18 protein-coding genes are annotated in these 20146 nt (G+C 67.4%); 13 read left to right on the top strand and 5 right to left on the bottom strand.

Annotated elements, in window-relative coordinates; genetic code table 11:
- Positions 1 to 4: 4 nt before the first annotated feature.
- From ACX40Y_RS13245 to ACX40Y_RS13225, 5 genes are read right to left on the bottom strand one after another with little or no spacing between them, the layout of a single operon-like run.
- Complete coding sequence (locus ACX40Y_RS13245) at positions 5 to 1192, bottom strand: geranylgeranyl diphosphate reductase (protein ID WP_459120041.1); 1188 nt, start codon at positions 1190 to 1192, stop codon at positions 5 to 7.
- Positions 1189 to 2529: a BCD family MFS transporter gene (locus ACX40Y_RS13240; protein ID WP_459120040.1), complete on the bottom strand. Its 1341-nt coding sequence runs from the start codon at positions 2527 to 2529 to the stop codon at positions 1189 to 1191. The genes ACX40Y_RS13245 and ACX40Y_RS13240 overlap by 4 nt, the downstream gene beginning before the upstream one ends.
- Entirely contained in the window at positions 2526 to 3434 is a 909-nt protein-coding gene (gene chlG, locus ACX40Y_RS13235) for a chlorophyll synthase ChlG (RefSeq protein WP_459120039.1), read from the bottom strand. Before chlG ends, ACX40Y_RS13240 begins: the two co-directional genes overlap by 4 nt.
- A 48-nt stretch (positions 3435 to 3482) precedes the next feature.
- A complete protein-coding gene (gene ppsR, locus ACX40Y_RS13230; protein WP_459120038.1) occupies positions 3483 to 4925 on the bottom strand; it encodes a transcriptional regulator PpsR in 1443 nt (480 codons plus the stop codon).
- Between the two features lie 33 nt (positions 4926 to 4958).
- On the bottom strand, positions 4959 to 5867 hold the full coding sequence (locus ACX40Y_RS13225; protein WP_459120037.1) for a cobalamin B12-binding domain-containing protein: 909 nt from the start codon (positions 5865 to 5867) through the stop codon (positions 4959 to 4961).
- A 246-nt stretch (positions 5868 to 6113) separates the two neighbouring features.
- Here ACX40Y_RS13225 and bchF point away from each other — a divergent pair, with 246 nt between their 5' ends.
- From bchF to puhE, 13 genes are read left to right on the top strand one after another with little or no spacing between them, the layout of a single operon-like run.
- Positions 6114 to 6638 carry a 2-vinyl bacteriochlorophyllide hydratase gene (bchF, locus tag ACX40Y_RS13220; protein ID WP_459120171.1) on the top strand — a complete coding sequence of 175 codons (525 nt, stop codon included), beginning with the start codon at positions 6114 to 6116 and terminating at the stop codon, positions 6636 to 6638.
- Positions 6635 to 7912, top strand: a complete 1278-nt coding sequence (locus tag ACX40Y_RS13215; protein ID WP_459120036.1) for a ferredoxin:protochlorophyllide reductase (ATP-dependent) subunit N — start codon at positions 6635 to 6637, stop codon at positions 7910 to 7912. The genes bchF and ACX40Y_RS13215 overlap by 4 nt, the downstream gene beginning before the upstream one ends.
- On the top strand, positions 7912 to 9438 hold the full coding sequence (gene bchB / locus ACX40Y_RS13210) for a ferredoxin:protochlorophyllide reductase (ATP-dependent) subunit B (RefSeq protein WP_459120035.1): 1527 nt from the start codon (positions 7912 to 7914) through the stop codon (positions 9436 to 9438). Before ACX40Y_RS13215 ends, bchB begins: the two co-directional genes overlap by 1 nt.
- The gene (locus ACX40Y_RS13205) at positions 9428 to 12964 is read left to right on the top strand and encodes a magnesium chelatase subunit H (protein WP_459120034.1); all 3537 of its coding nucleotides are present in this window, start codon (positions 9428 to 9430) and stop codon (positions 12962 to 12964) included. The genes bchB and ACX40Y_RS13205 overlap by 11 nt, the downstream gene beginning before the upstream one ends.
- 10 nt (positions 12965 to 12974) lie before the next feature.
- A complete protein-coding gene (gene bchL / locus ACX40Y_RS13200; RefSeq protein ID WP_459120033.1) occupies positions 12975 to 13880 on the top strand; it encodes a ferredoxin:protochlorophyllide reductase (ATP-dependent) iron-sulfur ATP-binding protein in 906 nt (301 codons plus the stop codon).
- Entirely contained in the window at positions 13880 to 14563 is a 684-nt protein-coding gene (gene bchM / locus ACX40Y_RS13195; protein ID WP_459120032.1) for a magnesium protoporphyrin IX methyltransferase, read from the top strand. The genes bchL and bchM overlap by 1 nt, the downstream gene beginning before the upstream one ends.
- Positions 14560 to 16065, top strand: coding sequence for a BCD family MFS transporter (locus ACX40Y_RS13190; RefSeq protein WP_459120031.1), 1506 nt, complete (start codon positions 14560 to 14562; stop codon positions 16063 to 16065). The genes bchM and ACX40Y_RS13190 overlap by 4 nt, the downstream gene beginning before the upstream one ends.
- A 12-nt stretch (positions 16066 to 16077) precedes the next feature.
- The gene (puhA, locus tag ACX40Y_RS13185; RefSeq protein ID WP_459120030.1) at positions 16078 to 16851 is read left to right on the top strand and encodes a photosynthetic reaction center subunit H; all 774 of its coding nucleotides are present in this window, start codon (positions 16078 to 16080) and stop codon (positions 16849 to 16851) included.
- Positions 16848 to 17498 carry a photosynthetic complex putative assembly protein PuhB gene (puhB, locus tag ACX40Y_RS13180; protein ID WP_459120029.1) on the top strand — a complete coding sequence of 217 codons (651 nt, stop codon included), beginning with the start codon at positions 16848 to 16850 and terminating at the stop codon, positions 17496 to 17498. The genes puhA and puhB overlap by 4 nt, the downstream gene beginning before the upstream one ends.
- Entirely contained in the window at positions 17495 to 17992 is a 498-nt protein-coding gene (gene puhC, locus ACX40Y_RS13175; protein ID WP_459120028.1) for a photosynthetic complex assembly protein PuhC, read from the top strand. Before puhB ends, puhC begins: the two co-directional genes overlap by 4 nt.
- Entirely contained in the window at positions 17989 to 18285 is a 297-nt protein-coding gene (locus tag ACX40Y_RS13170; protein WP_459120027.1) for a hypothetical protein, read from the top strand. The genes puhC and ACX40Y_RS13170 overlap by 4 nt, the downstream gene beginning before the upstream one ends.
- A complete protein-coding gene (acsF, locus tag ACX40Y_RS13165; RefSeq protein WP_459120026.1) occupies positions 18282 to 19361 on the top strand; it encodes a magnesium-protoporphyrin IX monomethyl ester (oxidative) cyclase in 1080 nt (359 codons plus the stop codon). The genes ACX40Y_RS13170 and acsF overlap by 4 nt, the downstream gene beginning before the upstream one ends.
- Positions 19358 to 20146: a putative photosynthetic complex assembly protein PuhE gene (gene puhE, locus ACX40Y_RS13160; protein WP_459120025.1), complete on the top strand. Its 789-nt coding sequence runs from the start codon at positions 19358 to 19360 to the stop codon at positions 20144 to 20146. Before acsF ends, puhE begins: the two co-directional genes overlap by 4 nt.

Below are 20146 nucleotides of genomic sequence, written 5' to 3'. Positions count from 1 at the left end.
CGCGTCAGCCGATCGTCTGGAGAAGGTGGCGCATGTCCTTCATAAAGATGCGCAGATAGGCGAGCGGGTGGGCATAGACGAGCCGCTTGTTCATATAGGCCGGCCAGATGAGTTTCTGAACATCCCGATCCTCACACATGGTGACGAAGCGTTCGCGCCGCCGATCGTTTCTGTACCAGAAATGCTGCATGATCCCCAGCACCCAGAACACGCCGCCATGCGCTCGCAAGAAGGCGCGTCGCGCCTGCGCGAGTGCCCTTGCATCGCCGCTGGCGAGGAACGAAGCCACCGCCGTCGCGGCGCCCCGCCCGGCGACCATCGCATAATAGATGCCCTCCCCCGATGCCGGCGCGACCACGCCCGCCGCGTCGCCGGTGACGAGCACGTCGCGGCCATTGTCCCATCGGCGCAGCGGGCGCAGCGGGATCGGCGCGCCTTCGCGGCGGATCGTCTCGCAACCGGCAAGCCCCTCGCGCGTCCGCACGCGGCCGACCGCCGCGCGCAGTGCAAAGCCCTTGCGCGCGCTGCCGACCCCGACGCTGGCGGTGTCACCATGGGGAAAGATCCAGGCATAGAAATCGGGCGATACCACCGCCTGGTAAAATACGTCGCAGCGGCCACGATCGAAGCGCGCGGCCGCGGCAGGCGCCGGCGACCGGATCACCTCATGATAAGCGAAGACACACGGCGTCTCGCGAACGCCGGGAAGCGCCGCGCGTGCAACCCGCGAGCGCGCGCCGTCGGCGCCGATCACGCAGCGGGCGCCGACGCGCTGCTCCGGCCCGCCCCGCGCATCGGTGAAGACGACCACGGCATCGCCGTTACGATCGCGGTCGATGCGATCGAATGTCGCCGTCCGGCGATGGGCACCGGCGGCGGCGGCACGCGCGCGCAGCCATTCGTCGAACGTCTCGCGATCGACCATCCCGACAAAGCCCTCACCGACCGGCATGTCGACGACATTGCCCGACGGCGCGATCATCCGCGCGAGCGTGGCACGGCCGACGATCAGTTCCTCGGGTATCGCGAAATCCGCGATCAGGCGCGGGGGAATCGCGCCGCCGCAGGGCTTGATGCGGCCGCCGCGATCGAGCAGCAGCACCGAATGGCCCGATGCGGCCAGATCGGTCGCGGCCGTCGCGCCGGCGGGCCCGCCCCCGACGACGACACAGTCATAGCGTGGCATGCTCATGCGGCGTTGCCGACCAGCACCGCCGGCGCCGGCCGCGGCGGCGCGCGCAGCGCCAGCGAGGCAGCGGCGACGAACAGCAGCGCCTCCGCACCGAACACCAAGGTGAAGGAGTCGGGCAGCGAGCCGGTGAACGCCCGCGCAATGTCGACACCGCCCGCGCCGATCAAGCCGCCGAGCCCGAACGCGATCGCCTGCGCCGCCCCCCAGACGCCCATGCGAATGCCCTCACGCCCACCGCCATCGCTCCCCGCCCCGCCCTTGCCGGCCAGCCCCATCATCATGCCGATCGCGGCGACCGCGAACACGCCGTTGGCAAAGCCGAGCCCCGCGATGTTCGCGGACAGCGGCCACGCACCCTCCGCATGTGCCGACAGCGCCAGCCCTGCGAGCGCGAGCGCCGAGCCGATGCATCCGCCGACGATCCAGGGCCGCAGTCCGGTCGCGCTGCGCGAGCCGAAGGCACTGGCACCGACCCCGACCAGGATCATGCCCGCCAGGATGCCGGCATGGTGCAGCCCGGACAATCGCGTCGACTGGCCCGGCGTCAGGCCGAACAACAGCCCGGCAAAGGGCTCGAGCACCAGATCCTGCATCGAATAGGCCGTCATCGACAGGAAGACGAACAGCGTGAAGCGACGCGCTTCGGGATCGCGCCAGATGTCGCGCAGCGCGTCGGCGAAGCCGGCCGATGCGGGCGATGCTGCCGGCACCGGGCGAGCGGGCACGTTCGGAATGGCGCGGCCCTCGACGCCCCAAACCGCCAGCGTCGCCACGAGCAACGCGCCGCCGGCCACGCCCGCGCCCACGCGGGCGAGCCGGCCGAACGAAAAGGGATCGAGCAGCGCGCCTGCGATACCGGCAGTGATGACAATGCCGGCGATCATCATGATCCAGGTGATCGATGCCGCCGCGGGCCGTTGTTCGGGCGCAACCCGGGTGGCAAGAAGCGCGAGCAGCGACGTGCCAGCCGCGCCCACTCCCGCCCCGATCAGCGAAAAGCCGGTGGCGGCAAGCACCAGCCCCCAGGGCGATCGTGCTGCCAGCGGCGCGATCGCCGCGATCGCGAGCAGCGCGCCCGTCGCCAGCACGGCCATACCGAGCAGGATCCATGGCGTCCGCCGCCGCCCGAGGTCCGATCCATGGCCCCAGATCGGGCGGGAAAGCTGCACCGCATAATGCCATGCCACCAGCGCGGCAGGCAGCGCCGCGGGCAGCGCATATTCGACGACCATCACCCGGTTCAGCAGCGACGTCGCGAGCATCACGATCGCGCCAATCGCGCTTTGCACCAGCCCCAGCCGGACGATCCCCACCCAGGCGAGCGGGCGCGGGGTCACAGGCCGAGCACGCCGCCCAGGCCGCACGCCGATGCGAGCATCCCGAGCACATAGAGCGTGGTTCCGGTGGCGTTGTACCAGGGCGCATGGGCACGCGGATCGCGCAACAGCCGCCGCATCAGGATCAGTTGCGCACCCAGCAGCAACGCGACGATGCCCGCGACGGCAACATGCCCCCAAGCCGCCAGCAGCGCCACCACCGCGATCTGCGGCACTGCCATCACGACGCAGGCGAGCCGCGCCGCCGGGCCGATGCCGAGCAGCACGGGCAGCGACCGCAGCCCGGTGGCGCGGTCGCCCTCCACCGCCTTGAAATCGTTGAGCGTCATGATGCCGTGCGCGCCCAAGCTATAGAGCGCAAGGACCGCCAGCACCGATGCGGGCGGCAGCGTCCCCGCCATCACGCTGGCGCCGGTGAACCAGGTCAGCCCCTCATAGGTCAGCGCGACGACCGCCGGCCCCCAGATGCCGCTCACCTTGAACCGGAAAGGCGGCGCGCTGTAGCCCCAGGCGCACAGCAGCGCCAGGCAGGTGGCGGCCAGCACCCAAGCGCCTGTCACCGCGGCAACGGCAAGCGACAGCAACGTGCCGGCGATCGCGATGCGCAGCCCCCAATTGCCGGGAATCCGGCCCGAGGGGATCGGCCGGCCCGGCTCGTTGATCGCATCGACATGGCGGTCGAACCAGTCGTTCACCGCCTGCGACGTGCCGCAGACCAGCGGCCCGGTAAGCAGGATGCCGGCGATCAGAAACGGCCAGCGCTCGGCGAGCGGAACGCCGGACGAAACGACGCCGCACATGAACGCCCACATCGGCGGAAACCAGGTGATCGGCTTCAGCAGCTCGACAACGTCACGCGCTGGCGGGATCGTGTCCGAAGCTTTGCGGGCGAGCAACCGATCCATGAACGAATGCTACGAATGACACGCCTTTCTGTCAAACTGAATTGACAGTCACGCGTCTGCGCCGTCTCCCGGAGCAAGGTTGCCCAGCCCGTGCCGGTGCATCTTGGAATAGAGGCTCTGGCGGCTCACCCCCAGAATTTCGGCGGCCGAGGCGCGATTGTTCGACGTGAAGTTGAGCGCCGCCTCGATGCAGAGGCTTTCGATCAGATCGGTCGACTCGCGGACGATTTCCTTGAGCGACATCCGTCCGACGAGTTCGGTCAGTTGATCCACCGAACGCGGCACGCCGCGCGCCACCGGCGGCAGATCGCGCAGCCGGCGGCCGACATTGCGGATCGTGAAGCCATAGCATTCGCCATTGGCGGTCGGCGCCACCACGCCGGAAACTTCCACCTCCTCCTGCGCGCCGGCGGCGCCGCGGAGGATGGTCGCGACGTTGCGCACCGAGCCATGCTCGCGAAGCTGACCGCAGATCAGGTCGAGATCGATTCCCGGCCGACCCAGCCACCGGCCGAGCTTGGCGCCGACGACCCGGTCCTCGGACGGCATTTCGGCCAGCTCGACGAACGCCGCATTGGCGGTGAGCACCGCCAGGTCGCGATCGACCAACACGAACGCGTCGGGCATCCGCTCCAGCACCTCGGCAAGCGTCGCCTTTTCCCGGTCAGCCGCCGTCACCGCGCTGATCGGCAGCGCACGGATAAGCAGCAGCGGGACACGCGACTCGCGGAACAGCTGGGCGGAGATGCGCGCCACGCCGCGCCGCTCGCGCAGGTGCACCGTGATCGGCTCGACATGCTCGGTCACTTCGGCGGCACCGAGATGGGCGATGAAACTGTCGCGATCGGCCGGATCGACGATCGTGTTCACCGATACGCCCGCCAGGCTGCCGTCGCTCAGCCCCAGCGCACGGTGCGCCATCGGGTTTGCCTCGCGGATCAGGCGCGTCTGCGCATCGACGATCAGCACCGGCTCCGACGCGATATCGAACAGCATCCGATACCGCGTTTCCACCTGCCGCAGCCGGATATAGTCGCGCTCCAGCGATTGCTGGGCGCGCAGCAGCTGTTGCTGCGTCGCGGCGGCGCCGCGCATGTCCCGCCCGATCGCGATCAGGCGCTCGCTGTCGCCCAGCGCCATGACGAGATAGCGCACCGGCACGTCGCCGCCCGGCACCGCATGGTTGACCTGGCGCCAGCGCGGCTCCGTGCCCTGTTCGCGTGCCGACGCAACCATCTCACGCACCTTGGACCGGCTATCCACGGTCACCGTGTCGATCCAGCTTTCGCCGACCCAGGATTCGAAGCCGCAACCGGCAAGCTCGCTCGGCGCAACCGCGACGTCGAGAACGATTCCATCGATACCGAGAATGACCGTCACGTCGCCGACGGCTGCCAGCAGGGAAGCCGCGCTACTGGCGCTCAACGACCCCGGAATCGATTCCGCATTGCCGAAGCTGGCGTGTTTGGGCTGGGCTGCAAGCTCGTTCATCGACGATCGCAAAGCTCCATCCGCAGAATGTTGTCAACGGCGTTGAACAGCCCCCCTGGACCGCTCATGCACCAACGTGTCGGCAATTTGGAGAGCAACTTTCGCGTCACATGCAGTACCGTCGGCTCCAAGTTGCACAGCGAGATCGGGGTTCGCGACCAACACACCGCCCCCAACCATTACGCAAAGGCTCGAGTTCCTCGCAACACTACGCATACCAAGGATAAGCGAAGGGAGTTGGCCAATATGGCAGTCGCAACTGATCGTCAATCCAACCAGATCGAACCAATCTTCGGCCACGCGCTTGAGCAGATCGGGTGCCTCAACGTTGTTGAGCCGCGCCGTTTCCCATCCATGGCGGCGAAACACCTCCTCCACTACGACCGTGCCGAAATTATGCTGATCGCCCGGCATCGACGCAAACAGCGCGCTGCGGCTGTGGCCACCATGCCGCCGCGGCGATGCCGGAACGGCGATTTCGTGAACGATTTCCTGAAGCCGCCAAAGACCCATCGTGACGTCGATGAAGTCGCAACGATCCTCCTCCCAATATTTCCCGAGCATCCGGGCCGCAGGCGCAAGAAGATCGATCATCACCGTATCGACGGATATGCCGCGCGCGAGGATCGCCTCGACATGCGCCAGCAGCGCGTCTGCCTCGACCTGAAGCGCCATCGGCACGATTTCGGCGACTTCGGCGGGATCGATCGCGCCGCAGTCGCCATCCGAAAGCCGCACCGGCGCTGGCAGGTCGACAGCATGTGCCATCATCAACCGCGGAATAATTTCGCTTTCGATCAATGATGAAAGCGAACGGCTATGTTCAATATCAATCCGCGTCCTGAATGCTGCAAGACCAACAGGCGGGTCATTCCAGTCACACGTCAGGACGGGATCGTCGTCGGACGAGGCGTTGCCAACAGATCGCATCAGCGACGGCATGTTAATGCCCCTCCGAATTCGGGCCAGACCAAACGGCCTGGTGGATGACGCCCGATTACCGGATGTGCCGCCATCTTTAGCCTGACCCACCGAGTCGGGATCATACGATCATTTTCGTGCAGCTTACAACCGCTATCCGCCGCCGCACCGCAGCATTTGTCAATTTTATTGGACGTCAAATATTATTGACACTTTGCTGGTCACGGGCATAGTCTTGCCGTACTGGCAATGGTCTGGCGGGATGCAATGCGATCGAGCGACCCTTCCTTTTCGGGCACAGGTGAAGCGCTGATCCGGCCGCTGTACACGCCCGATCAGCGGCGTCGTCGCGACGAGACACGCTGGACGCTGGTGCAGGGCATCCTCGCGCCGATCCAGTTCATCATCTTCCTCGTCAGCGTCGCACTGGTGCTGCGCTATCTCTCCACCGGAGAAGGCGCGTTTGCCGCCACCCTCTCGATCGTCGTCAAGACGATGGTGCTCTACACGATCATGGTCACCGGCTCGATCTGGGAAAAGGTCGTGTTCGGCAAATGGCTGTTCGTGCCCGCCTTCTTCTGGGAGGACGTGTTCAGCATGCTCGTGCTGGCGCTGCACACCGCCTATCTCGTGGCGCTGTTGGCAGGCATCGGCACCGAGCGGGAGCGCATGCTGCTGGCACTCGCTGCCTATGCGACCTACGCGATCAATGCGGGGCAGTTCGTGCTCAAGCTGCGCGCGGCACGGCTTCAGGGGAACGACGCCGGGGCGTCGTTGGCGGTGGCGGGATGATGCCCGCCGCGCCCGCCATGTCGCTGGCATGCGACAACGCGCCGGTGCTCCGGGAGCGTGGGCAGCGCGAGGTGTTCTGCGGGCTGACCGGCATCGTCTGGCTGCACCGCAAGGTCCAGGACGCCTTCTTCCTGGTCGTCGGGTCACGCACCTGCGCACATCTTCTCCAGTCCGCGGCGGGCGTCATGGTCTTTGCCGAGCCCCGCTTCGGCACGGCGATCATCGAGGAACGCGACCTCGCCGGCCTGGCCGATTGTAACGAGGAGCTGGACCGAGTGGTCGAACGGCTGCTCGCCCGCCGCCCGGACATCAAGTTGCTGTTCCTCGTCGGCTCCTGCCCATCCGAGGTGATCAAGCTGGACCTGTCGCGCGCAGCGGCGCGACTATCGATCCGGCATTCGGGCACGACGCGGGTGCTGCACTATTCGGGCTCGGGGATCGAGACGACCTTTACCGAGGGCGAAGATGCCTGCCTGGCCGCGCTCGCCGCCGATCTTCCCGAGGACCGCTCGGACACACCGAACCTGATGGTCGTCGGCGCGCTGCCCGACATTGTCGAGGACCAGTTCCTGCGGCTGTTCGACGAACTCGGCATCGACGATGTCCGCATGTTTCCGGCCCGCCGTGCGGGGCAGATGCCCGCCGTGGGGCCGAACACCCGCTTCCTGCTCGCCCAGCCCTTTCTGGGGGAGACGGCGCGGATGCTGGAGGATCGCGGCGCCGTCCGGCTCGACGCGATGTTCCCGTTCGGGGCGGAGGGGACGACGCATTGGCTGCAGGCGGCGGCAAGCGCGTTCGGCGTCGACGAGATGCAGTTCCGCCGCACGATCGCACCGGCGCGCGAGCGGGCCAAGCGGGCGATCGCGCATTCCGCGGGGCAGCTTGCCGGCAAGCGCATCACCTTCCTGCCCGATTCCCAGCTCGAAGTGCCGCTGGCCCGTTTCCTCGCGACCGAACTCGGCATGATCCCGGTGGAGGTGGGCACCCCCTATCTCCACCGCCGCCATCTGGCACAGGAGCTGGCGCAACTGCCGGCCGGCACCCTCATCAGCGAGGGCCAGGATGTCGAGCGGCAGCTCGATCGGCTGCGCGCTGCCCGGCCCGATCTGACCGTCTGCGGCCTCGGGCTCGCCAATCCGCTCGAGGCGGAGGGGCTGACGACCAAATGGGCGATCGAGCTGGTCTTCTCGCCGGTCCACGGCTTCGACCAGGCGGGCGATCTTGCCGAACTCTTTGCGCGGCCGCTGCGGCGCCGCGACGTGCTGAGGGTCTGATGCAGCTGACGGTCTGGACCTATGAGGGACCACCTCATGTCGGCGCGATCCGGGTCGCCACGGCGATGCACGGGGTCCATTACGTGCTGCATTCGCCGCAGGGCGATACCTATGCCGACCTGCTGTTCACGATGATCGAACGCGCACAGAAGCGGCCCCCGGTCACCTATACCAGCTTCCAAGCGCGCGACCTGGGCAAGGATACCGCCGAACTGTTCCAGGCGGCGACGCGCGATGCCTATGCCCGGTTCGCGCCGCAGGCGATCCTGGTCGGCGCGTCGTGCACCGCCGAGCTGATCCAGGACGATCCCGCCGGCATGGCGCAGGCGATGGCCCTGCCCTGCCCGGTCATCCCGCTCGAACTGCCAAGCTATCAGCGCAAGGAGCATTGGGGCGCGGCCGAGACCTTCTATCAGATCGTCCGCACGCTTGCCGACAAGGATGCCCGCCCGGATCCGCGCGTAGGCCGGCGTCCCCGCGCCAACTTGCTCGGGCCGACGTCGCTTGGCTTTCGTCACCGCGACGACGTGATCGAGATCACTCGGCTGCTCGATACGATCGGCGTCGACGTCCATCTGGTCGCGCCGCTCGGCGCATCGCCGGCGAGTATCGCGACGATCGGCGCGGCGGATTTCAACATCCTCCTCTACCCGGAGATCGGCGACACCGCCGCGCGCTGGCTGGAAAAGACCTTCAGCCAGCCCTGCGTCCGCACCGTGCCGATCGGCCACGGCGCGACGATCGACTTTATCGGAGAGGTCGCCGCAATCGCCGGCATCGCGGTGCCGCAAGCCGCGGTCGACACGTCGAACCTCCCTTGGTGGAGCCGCTCGGTCGACTCGACCTATCTGACCGGCAAGCGCGTCTTCATCTTCGGCGACGCGACCCATGCGATCGCAGCGGCGCGGGTTGCGCGCGACGAGCTCGGCTTCACGGTGGTGGGGCTCGGCTGCTATAATCGCGAATTCGCCCGCGGGTTGCGCGATGCAGCAAAGGATCACGGCGTCGATCCGCTGATCACCGACGATTATCTCGCCGTCGAGGAAGCGATCCAGGCGCTCCAGCCGGAGCTGGTGCTGGGCACCCAGATGGAGCGGCACATCGCCAAGCGGCTGCGGATCCCGTGCGCGGTGATCTCGGCGCCGGTCCATGTCCAGGATTTCCCCGCGCGCTATTCGCCGCAAATGGGGTTCGAAGGCGCGAACGTTCTGTTCGACAGCTGGGTGCATCCGCTGGTGATGGGGCTGGAGGAACATCTGCTGACGATGTTCCGCGACGATTTCGAGTTTTCCGATGCCAGCGGCGCCAGCCATCTCGGCCACGGTACGGTGGAGGCAGCGCCGGCAACCGTGGCGCCCGAGCCGATCGGCGGCTGGAGCGCCGAGGCGGAACGCGAGCTGCTCAAGATCCCGTTCTTCGTTCGCGGCAAGGCGCGGCGCAACACCGAGAAATTCGCCGCAGAACAAGGCCTGGCGACCATCACGCTCGCCACGCTCTACGACGCAAAGGCGCATTATGCCCGATAGCGCACCCCTCCACGTCGTCATCGTGACGCTCGACAACCACCTGTCAGGCGCGGCCGAACGCGCAGCGGCGCAGTTCGCGCGCGACGGGGTGCCGATCACGATCGGGTTCCATGCCGCGTCGGACTGGGATCGCGACCCGGATGCGCTGGGGCGCTGCCTCGCCGATATCGCGCGTGGCGACATCGTCATCGCGACGATGCTGTTCCTTGACGATCATATCCGCGCGGTCATGCCGGCGCTGACCGCGCGGCGTGAACATTGTGCGGCGATGCTCGGGCTGATGTCGGGCAGCGAGGTCGTCAAGCTGACCCGCATGGGCGACTATCGCATGGACAGGCCCGCAAAGGGGCCGATCGCGCTGCTCAAGCGGCTGCGCGGCTCGTCGAAGCCGGGGGCATCGGCGGGCGCGCGGCAGATGCGGATGCTGCGCCGCCTGCCGCGGATTCTGCGCTTCGTGCCCGGCACTGCCCAGGACGTCCGCGCCTATTTCCTGACGCTGCAATATTGGCTGGCGGGGAGCGACGACAATGTCGTCAACATGGTGCTGGCGCTGGCACACCGCTACGCTGGCCATGCGACGCGCGCGGAGGCGCCGCGCGACTATCCGGAGGTCGGCGTCTATCATCCCGGGCTCGCCGGCCGCATGGCAGAGCGGATCGACGCGCTGCCGGCGGTGAAAGACGCGAAGGGGACGGTTGGGCTGTTGCTGCTGCGCTCCTATCTGCTCAGCCGCGACACCGGCCATTATGACGGCGTGATCGCGGCGCTGGAGGCGCAGGGGCTTCGAGTCGTGCCGGCCTTTGCCAGTGGGCTTGATTCGCGGCCGGCGATCGACGCTTTTTTCATGAAGGACGGGCGGGCGACGGTCGACGCGGTCGTTTCGCTCACCGGGTTCAGCCTGGTCGGCGGACCCGCCTATAACGATGCGAGCGCCGCCGAGGCCGTGCTTGCCCAACTCGACGTACCCTATGTCGCCGCGCACCCGATCGAGTTCCAGTCGCTCCAGCAATGGGGCGCAAGCCGTCAGGGGATGCTGCCGATCGAGGCGACGATGATGATCGCCATTCCCGAACTCGACGGCGCGGTGCTGCCCAGCGTCTTGGGCGGGCGATCGGACGGATCGGGCGACCCGTGCACCGGTTGCAACCGGCGCTGCGTGTTCCCGGCCGGGCTGGCGAGAGCAATGACGAGTTGCCCCGAACGAGCCGAAGCGCTCGCCGCCAAGGTGAGCCGGCTTGTCGCGCTGCGACGCTCCGCGCGGGCCGCACGCAAGCTCGCCATCGTGCTGTTCAACTTCCCGCCGAACGCGGGCGCCACCGGCACGGCGGCGCACCTTGCGGTCTGGGAATCGCTGCACGCGACGATGACGAAGCTGGCGGCGGAAGGCTATCGGATCGACGTACCGGCCGATGCGGATGCGCTGCGGGCCGCCATCCTCACCGGCAACGCTGCGCGCTACGGCGCCGATGCGAACGTCCATGCGCGCATCCCGGTCGACGATCATGTCCGCCGCGAACCGCATCTCGCCCAGATCGAAGCACAGTGGGGGCCGGCGCCGGGCAAGCAGCAGAGCGACGGCGGCAGCATCCATGTGCTGGGCGCCCGGTTCGGCGATGTGTTCGTCGGCATCCAACCTACGTTCGGCTATGAAGGCGATCCGATGCGGCTGCTGTTCGAGGGGCGGTTCACCCCCACGCATGCATTCAGCGCCTTTTACCGCTGGCTGCGTGAAGACTTTGCGGCAGATGTAGTGCTGCATTTCGGCACGCACGGCGCATTGGAATTCATGCCGGGCAAGCAGACCGGCCTGAGCGGCGATTGCTGGCCCGAACGACTGATCGGCGACCTGCCGAACGTCTATCTCTACGCGGCAAACAACCCGTCCGAGGCACTGATCGCCAAGCGGCGCTCGGGTGCGACCCTGGTCAGCTACATGACTCCGCCGCTCGCCGAGGCGGGCCTCTACAAGGGGCTGAATGAGCTCAAGCCGCTGGTCGAGCGCTGGCGCTCCTCGCCCTCGGAAGACGAACGCGCGGCACTGGAACCGCTGATCCGCGCGTCGGCCGAAACGCTCGATCTCGACGGCGCCGACGTCGCCGCGCTCGCCGGCCGGCTCTACGAGATCGAACGCGAACTGATCCCGCACGGGCTGCACGTGCTGGGCGCGCCGATCGCCGAGGAAACACGCGCGCAGTTGATCGCCGCCGGTGCAAACGAAGACCGGCTGTCGCACGGGAATGGCGAACTCGACGCGCTGGTCCATGCACTCGACGGCAGGTTCATCCGTCCGGCGCCCGGGGGCGACATCCTGCGCAACCCGGAGGTGCTGCCCACCGGGCGCAACATCCACGGGTTCGATCCGTTTCGTATCCCCGGAACGTTCGCGGTAGCCGAGGGCACCCGTCAAGCCGACGAACTGATCGCCCGCCACACCGGGGCCGGCGCCCCCTTCCCCGAGACGCTGGCGATGGTGCTGTGGGGCACCGACAATCTGAAGTCCGAAGGCACGCAGATTGCGCAGGCACTGGCGCTGATCGGTGCGCGGCCCCGCTTCGATGGATTTGGCCGGCTCGCAGGTGCCGAACTGGTGCCGCTTGGCGAACTCGGCCGTCCGCGGATCGACGTCGTCGTCACCTTGTCCGGCATCTTCCGCGATCTGCTTCCGCTTCAGACCCGGATGCTCGCCGAAGCCGCCTGGCTTGCCGCGAGCGCCGACGAGCCGCTCGACCGCAATTTCGTCCGCAAGCACAGCCTGGCGCATGCCGAAAAGCACCAGTGCGACCTCGAAACGGCGGCGCTACGCGTCTTCTCCAACGCCGAGGGAGCTTATGGCGCGAACGTCAACATGCTGATCGACGACGGCGCCTGGACCGATTCCGACGAGATCGCCGAGGTGTTCGAGCGCCAGAAGGGCTATGCCTATGGCCGAAGCGGCATCCCCGCGCGCCATGCCGAATTGTTCAAGACGGCGCTGGCCGGCGTCGACCTTGCCTATCAGAATCTCGACTCGGTCGAACTCGGCGTCACCGACATCGACCATTATGTCGACGCGCTGGGCGGGATCAGCCGGTCGATCGCCCGCGCAAAGGGCGAAGCTGCGCCGATCTACATCGTCGATGCGACGCAGGGGAAAACGCGGGTCCGCACGCTGGCCGAACAGGTCGATCTCGAAACGCGCACGCGGATGCTCAACCCGGTCTGGTATGAAGGCATGCTCAAGCACGGCTATGAAGGCGTGCGGACCATTGAGGCGCATGTCACCAACACGATCGGCTGGTCGGCGACCACCGGCGAGGTGAGCCCCTGGATCTACCAGCGGATCAGCGAGACCTATGTGCTCGACGCCGATATGCGCGAACGACTGGCAGCGCTCAATCCCAAGGCGTCGGCGCGCGTCGCCAATCGCCTCATCGAGGCGAGCGACCGGCAATTCTGGTCGCCCGACGAAGCGACCCTGGCCGCACTGCACGCGGCAAGCGACGAACTCGAAGACCGCCTCGAAGGCGTCACTGCGGTGGCGGCATAAGGAATTGATGATGGCCCTGCTCGATCCCCCCGCCCGCAACCGCGACAGACTAGGCCTCGACGGTGAAGGGAGCGTCCAGGTGGCGCTCGATCCCAAGGATCGCATCGGCACCGCCAAGGTGTTCGCGGTCTATGGCAAGGGCGGGATCGGCAAATCGACCACCTCGTCGAACCTCAGCGCGGCCTTTTCGCTGCTCGGCAAGCGCGTGCTTCAGATCGGCTGCGACCCCAAGCATGATTCGACGTTCACGCTGACGAAGAAGCTGATGCCGACCGTCATCGACGTGCTGGAATCGGTGGAGTTCCATGCCGAGGAACTGCGGCCCGAGGACTATATGTTCGAGGGGTATAACGGCGTGATGTGCGTCGAGGCGGGGGGACCACCCGCCGGCACCGGCTGTGGCGGCTATGTCGTCGGGCAGACCGTCAAGCTGTTGAAGCAGCACCATCTGCTCGAGGAGACCGACGTGGTGCTGTTCGACGTGCTGGGCGACGTGGTTTGCGGGGGCTTCGCCGCCCCGCTCCAGCATGCCGAACGCGCGGTGGTGGTTGCATCGAACGACTTCGACAGCATTTTCGCGATGAACCGGATCGTCGCCGCAATCAAGGCGAAGGCAAAGAACTATGACGTTCGGCTGGCTGGCGTGATCGCCAATCGCTCGGCCGCGACCGACGAGATCGACCGCTTCAACGCCGCGACCGGCCTGAAGACGCTCGCGCACTTCCCGGACCTCGATGCGATCCGCCGCTCGCGGCTCAAGAAATGCACGCTGTTCGAAATGGAGCAGACGCCCGAAGTCGCCGCCGCCTGCGCGGAATACAAGCAGCTCGCGGCCGCGATGTGGGCCGGCTGCGACGCGCTCGATGCCGAACCGATGAAGGATCGCGACATCTTCGAATTTCTGGGGTTCGAGTGATGACAACGGCAAGCTACGCGCGCTTCCGCGGCGATCTGGAAACCTATTTCGACCGCACCGCCGCCAAGGCCTGGGAACAGCTGACATCGGATGCGCCGGTCAGCGGCATCCGGGCAAAGGTTCGTGCCGGGCGCGCCGAAATGCGCCGGACACTGCTCGGCTGGCTGCCCGAGGACATGACCGGGCTGCGCCTGCTCGATGCCGGTTGCGGCACCGGCACGCTCTCGATCGAAGCGGCGGAGCGCGGCGCGGAAGTGGTGGCGATCGACGTCGCCGCGAGCCTGATCGGCGTCGCCCGCGAACGGGCGCCGGCGGGGCTGGCGATCGACTGGCGCGTCGGCGACATGCTCGATCCGATGCTGGGGCGCTTCGACCATGTCGTCGCGATGGACTCGTTGATCCATTATCAGGCCACCGACATCGTCGACGTCGTTCGAACGCTGGCACGCCGCACATCGCGATCGATGCTGCTCACCTTCGCGCCGCAGACGCCGCTGCTGATGGCGATGCTGGGTGCCGGCCGGCTGTTTCCGCGGGCGGACCGTTCGCCCGCGATCATTCCGGTGCGCGAGCGCGTGCTGCAGCGATTGATCCAGGATGCGCGCCCTGCCGCGACCATCGGCCGAAGCCAGCGCATTTCGGCAAGCTTCTACACCAGCCATGCGATCGAGCTGATCCCGTGAGCTACCTTCGCGCCCTGCGGGCCTCGCTGGCCGGCGGTCCTTCCGGTGGACGGACGGCAGTGGCCGGGGGCGTGGCATCCTTGCGCAACGGCGCTTTCTGGAACCGGCTGGGAACGCGCTTCCTGCCGTTCGCCGATGCCGCCAGCGCCGAATTTCCGTTGCGCCGCATCCTCCGGCTGGCGCTGTTCCAGATTTCGGTCGGGATGGCGGCGGTGCTGCTCACGGGCACGCTGAACCGGGTGATGATCGTCGAGCTGCAGATGTCGGCGAGCCTGGTCGCGGCGATGATTTCGCTCCCGCTGCTGTTCGCGCCGCTGCGGGCGCTGATCGGGTTCCGCTCCGATCATCATGCATCGCTGCTCGGATGGAAGCGGGTGCCCTATATCTGGTTCGGCACGCTGATGCAGTTCGGCGGTCTTGCGATCCTGCCCTTCGCGCTGCTGGTCATGTCTGGAGACGGCACCGGATCGTCGACGGTGGGGCAGGTCTGCGTCGCGCTGGGCTTCCTGCTGGTCGGCGCCGGCATGCACACCACCCAGACCGCCGGGCTGGCGCTCGCGACCGACCTGGCGCCCGAGGCCGCCCGCCCGCGCGTCGTCGCCCTGCTCTACATGATGCTGCTTGCCGGAATGATGCTGAGCGCCCTCGTCGTCGGCCGCCTGCTCGACGATTTCACGCCGACAAAGCTGGTCCAGATCGTCCAGGGTGCGGCCGCGCTGACGATGATCCTCAACCTCACTGCGCTGTGGAAGCAGGAGGCGCGCCAGCGCACGCCCCGGGTGGCCGCGCCCAACCCGCCCTTCCGCGCCGTCTGGGCCGCATTCGCCGCAACGCCGAGGACGCTTCGGCTGCTGGTGACGGTCGGCCTCGGCGCCGCCGCGTTCAGCATGCAGGACGTGCTGCTTGAACCCTATGCCGGACAGGTTCTGGGCCTTACCGTGGGCGCGACGACATCGCTCACCGCGCTCTGGGCGCTCGGCATGCTTGCCGGTTTCGCCCATGCGGCGAGGCGGCTTGGCGGCGGCGGCGATCCGCATCGCCTGGCGGGCTTCGGCGGCGTTGCGGGCATCGTCGCCTTCTTCTTCGTGATGTTCGCAGGGCCGACGGGATCCGTCGCGATGCTTGGAATCGGCGCCACGCTGATCGGCCTGGGCTGCGGCCTCTTTTCCGTTGGAACGCTGACCGCCGCGATGGCGCTCGCCGGTGGCGATGCGCCTGGCGGCACCGGGCTGGCGCTGGGCGCATGGGGCGCCGTGCAGGCGAGCTGCGCCGGGCTCGCCGTCGCCATCGGCGCCTTTCTGCGCGACCTGATCTCCGCCGCCGCCGTCGCGCGCGACTTCGGGCCGACGCTGGCAAACTCAGCGACCGGCTATGCCTTTGTCTACGGCGTCGAGATCGTCCTGTTGCTCGGGATGCTCGTCGCGCTCGGTCCGCTCGTCGGCCGTCATCACGATCGCCGGCCCGTCGATACGCGTTTCGGCCTCAGCGAATTCCCGATCTGAAAGGGCACCGCCATGCATCCCCAACTGACCCCCGGTATCGACGTAGCGCTTCTGGTCTTCTGGGCGTTCGTGCTGTTTTTCATCTGCCTCGTCTTCTACCTTCGACGCGAGGACCGGCGCGAAGGCTATCCGCTGGAAGACGAAGCGAGCGGGCGCATTGATACGTTCGGCGGGCCGCTGCACACTGCATCGACCAAGACGTTTCTGCTGCCATTTGGCCACGGCACCGTCACCGCGCCCACGCATGGTCGCGAACCCGTCGACATCGCCGCGCGCCGGATCGAGCGTTTCGCCGGGGCGCCCTACGCCCCCACCGGCAACCCACTCGTCGACGGCATTGGCCCGGCGGCATGGGCGAACCGGGCGAAGCGCCCCGACCTGGATATGGAGGGCCATCCCCGCATCGTTCCGCTCAGCACCGCCACCGGCTTCTGGATCGCGCATCAGGATTCGGATCTCGCGGGCTGGCCCGTGGTCGGCGCCGACGGTGCGGTCGCCGGCACCGTCAGCGATCTGTGGATCGACCGTTCGGACCGGCTGGTGCGCTACATCCAGATCGCGCTGGGCGTCGGCATCGCCCCGGTGCTGGCGCCGATGATGATGGCGGCGGTCGACCGCGGCCGCCGGCGGGTGGTGATCGACGCGCTGCTCGCAGGCCAGTTCGCCAGCGCACCGCGCATCGCTGGCCCCGACACGATCACGCTGTACGAGGAAGAGCGCGTCCAGGCCTATTTCGGCGGCGGCTATCTCTACGCGACGCCCGAACGTCAGGAGCCACTGATATGACCGAGCATGAGATCGAGCCGATCCCCGGCCTGCCCGGCGTGCCGCCCACCGGCGAACAGATCCTCTGGCAGGGTTCGCCCGACTGGCGAGTACTGGCACGAACCGCGTTCCATACGCGGCTGATCGCGGGCTATTTCGCGCTGCTGACCGCATGGGCGCTGATCGATACAATCGTCGGCGGCGTTCGATCCCCGGCTGGCCTGATCGGCGCGGCGATGACATTGGTGATGGGTGCCGCCTGCGTGGCGTTGCTGCACCTGCTCGCCTGGGCCTCCGCGCGCACGACGATCTATACGCTGACCAGTCGGCGGATGGTGTTTCGCATCGGCATCGCCGTCCCGAAATGCATCAACCTGCCGCTCGCGATGATCGGCGCAGTCGATCTGGGCACCCGCGCCGACGGATCGGGCGACATGCCGCTCACCCTCGTCGGCTCGCCCAAGCTCGGCTATCTAGCGCTCTGGCCGCACGCCCGGCCCTGGAAGATCGCCCGGCCCCAGCCGATGCTGCGCGCGATCCCGGATGCGGCGCGGGTGGCCACGCTGATCGCCCGGACGTGCAACGCCGCCAATCCGGAAGCACAGACAGGCACATCGCAGGCCCAGCCGATGCCGGCGCGCGCGCTTGGTACGGCGGTGGCAGCATGAGCGGGACCCATCATCACGGCGACATGCTGCCGCGCGGCACGCTGGTCATCGCCGGCGCGATGGTGCTGTTCGCGCTGGCCGCGGCGAGCTTCGTCCGGATCGCGCACATCCCGCCCGCCGCATCGCCCGTGCTGATGCGCGCGGAGGCGGGAATCCGGCCGGTCAAATCGCGCGATCTGCGCTTCATCGATCGCAGCGACGGCGCCGTCGTCATCCAGGACGTGAAGGGCGGCATCGCCGCGGTGGTCGTGCCGGGGCAACAGACCGGCTTCATGCGCGGCGTGATGCGCGGTCTCGCCCGCGAGCGCCGCGCCCGCGGCATCGGCGACGGTCCGGCATTCCGGCTGACGCTCTGGCAGGACGGGCAGCTATCGCTGGTCGACAGCGCCACCGGACGCGCGCTCGAACTCACCGCGTTCGGATCGACCAATCGCGCGACATTCGCCGCACTGCTCGATGCGCACGACGCCCGCTCGATGGATCCCGCGTCATGATCGCGCTGCGCCGAACCCGCTTCGAAACTGCCTGCCGCGTCGAGGTCGAGCATAGCGACGAGTTTCTGTGCGCCCATGTCGAACTCGCCGGCGACGTGCCGATCGGCCCGGGGGACCGGGTGCGCGTCCATGGTGCGCCGATCAGCGTCGGCTTTGGCGAGCGCTGCGTCGTCGATCGGATCGCCACCGTCGAGCGCGCGAGCACCATCGAACGCCTCTGGACCAAGTTCGCCGGCCATTTCGAAATGGCCGAACTCTATGAAGTCAGCTTCACGGATCGGACACAGCTATGAACACCGCCATCACCGCCATCACCGCCACCGCGTCGCGCGCACCCGATACCATGGCCATCGCGCGAGAGAGCACGGTGCTGTCGCCGCGCTTCTATACGACCGACTTCGCCGCGATGGACCGGATCGACGTGTCCGCCGTGCGAGCCGAATGGGACGCCCTGATCGCCGAGATGGTCGCCGACCCCAACCGCCTGCATTTCAAGCGCACGGCCGCTTTTGACGGCGTGATCGAAAGCCTGCCCGATGGCCTGCGCGAGGAGTTCATCGATTTCCTCGTCAGTTCGCTGACCGCCGAATTTTCCGGCTGCATCCTCTATGCCGAAATTGCCAAGCGCGCGACCAATCCGGACATCAAGCAGCTGTTTCGCCTGATGAGCCGCGACGAAAGCCGCCACGCCGGCTTTATCAACGACACGCTGAAGGACGCCGGCATCGGCATCGATCTGGGCTTCCTGACCAAGACCAAGAAATACACCTATTTCCGGCCGAAATTCATCTTCTACGCCACCTATCTCAGCGAGAAGATCGGCTATTCGCGCTACATCACCATCTATCGCCACCTGGCGAAGCACCCGGAACTGCGTTTCCACCCGATCTTCAACTGGTTCGAGCAGTGGTGCAACGACGAGTTCCGCCACGGCGACGCGTTCGCCATCCTGATGCGCAACGATCCAAAGCTTCTCAGCGGCATCAACGCGCTGTGGGTGCGCTTCTTCCTCGTCGCGGTCTATACGACGATGTATGTCCGCGATCACAATCGCCCGGCGTTCCACAAGGCGCTGGGCATGGATCCCACCGATTACGACCGCCGCGTCTTCGCGATCTGTTCGGAGATCACGCGACAGGTCTTCCCGATCGTGCTCGATACCGACAACCCCCGGTTCATGCGCGGACTCCAGCGGATGAGCAAGATCGCGGCGCGGATCGACGCGGCGAAGCAGCAGGGCGGCATCATCGGCCGGATCAAGCGCGCCGCATTCGTCGGCGCCGCCGCCGCGAACTTCGCCTGGCTGTACCTGACGCCGGTGAAGCGCAACGCCGCGCCGGCGGCGGTCCGCCTGGTCCCGGCGTGGTGAGCATTCCGCCGCTCCTGTTCGCGCTGCTGATGTGGTTCATCGGCACAGCCACGATCGTGTGGCTGGACAGCCGACCGCGCGAGACGTTCCGGACCAGCCTGATGCTGAGCGGAACGGTTGCGATCGCGGCGATCGCGATCGTCTGGGCAAATGCCGGGCGCAGCGATGCAGCGAACGCCTATATCGGCTTCGCGGCGGCGATCATCATCTGGGGCTGGCACGAAATGAGCTTCCTGATGGGCTATGTCGCCGGGCCCAGTCGCGCGACGTGCCCGGCGGGCGCGGAGGGCTGGGCGCGGTTTCGCGCGGCGACGGCCACGGTGATCCACCATGATCTGGCGATCGCGGCCACGGCGATCCTGCTGTTCGCGGTGACATGGGGCCAGCCCGACCAGACCGCGCCGCTCACCTTCCTGCTCTTGTTCGTGATGCGCGTCTCGGCCAAGCTCAACCTGTATCTGGGCGTGCCCAATCTGAGCGACGAAGTGTTCCCGGCCCACCTGGCCTATCTGAAAAGCTACTTCCGCAAGGCGCGCTGCAATGTGCTGTTCCCGTTTTCGATCCTGCTCGGCAGCGGTGCCGCCGCCTGGGCCTGGCTGGTCGCCGAACGCGCGCCGGCGGGGAGCGCCGCCTGCGCCGGCGCGACGCTGATCGCGGGGCTCGCCGTGCTGGGCGTGGTCGAGCATCTTTTCCTGGTACTGCCGCTTCGCGATGCGCGGATGTGGCGCTGGGCTTCCAACAACAAGACGGTGGACGACGCCACCCGACGCATGGGGAGAGGGTAA

This window comes from Sphingomonas sp. RS6, assembly GCF_054489705.1.
This window is presented reverse-complemented; position numbering and strand designations above follow the sequence as displayed.